Source organism: Alicyclobacillus fodiniaquatilis, from assembly GCF_042678105.1.
Taxonomy (GTDB): Bacteria; Bacillota; Bacilli; order Alicyclobacillales; family Alicyclobacillaceae; genus Alicyclobacillus; species Alicyclobacillus fodiniaquatilis.
The window spans coordinates 1-965 of sequence record NZ_JBHUCX010000088.1; the positions used below are offsets into that span (position 1 = coordinate 1).

The window sequence follows — 965 nt, forward strand, 5'->3', positions numbered from 1 at the left end:
CTTCTCCGCCGTCAGTTCAGGTTGATTCAGATAACCACGGGCAAGTCCTGCTCCACTGACACATAATTCCCCTGGTACCCCGATTGGCACTAATTTTCGATTTGGGTCCAAAATGTAGAGTTTTAAATCCGCAATTCTCCGCCCAATGATACTATTGGACAACTGAGCATCTTCCCGACCAAACGGATAATAGGTAACATGTACAGTTGTTTCAGTAATTCCATACATATTTATTAATTTCGGGCCATTATCTTTGTATTTTTCAAACCATGTATTAAGGTTTTTAAACACTAACTTCTCTCCGCCAAAAATAACCAAACGCAAATTCAGTTCACTATTCTTAATCCGATCCTCTTCAATTAAATATTGAAAAGCTGACGGAGTCTGGTTCAAAACCGATACTTTCTCTCTCTGTATCAGTTCATAAAACTCCTTCGACGACCTACTCACCCAATACGGAACTACAACTAATCTCCCCCCGTATATAAGGGCACCCCATATCTCCCATACAGCGAAATCGAATGAGTATGCATGAAATAACGTCCAAACATCTTGATTACTAAACTGAAACCAATACTCTGTAGCATTAAATAATCGCACTACATTCTCATGCTGCACCAACACACCTTTAGGTCTACCCGTTGATCCTGATGTGTATATTACATAGCATAAATTCCCTGGGTTCACTCCACTTATTGGATTCTCTTCACTCTCTTCTCTGATCAAGTTCCGATCTCTATTGAAACACACCGTATTGCCTTCATACTCAAAATCCTCTTCCACTAAGAACTGTTCCTGTGTCAACAGGATCTTCACTCTACTATCTCTTACCATATACTCAAGTCGTTCTTTGGGATATGTCGGATCCAGGGGCACATACGCACCTCCGGCTTTCAATATTCCAAGTAATCCAATAATCATTTCTAAAGAGCGTTCAACACAAATTCCCACCAGCACCTCTGGTC

General features: G+C 40.7%; 1 protein-coding gene. It reads right to left on the reverse strand.

The features are described from left to right. The coding region (locus ACFSB2_RS21135) for an amino acid adenylation domain-containing protein (protein WP_377945095.1) at positions 1–965 on the reverse strand (965 nt) is incomplete at both ends.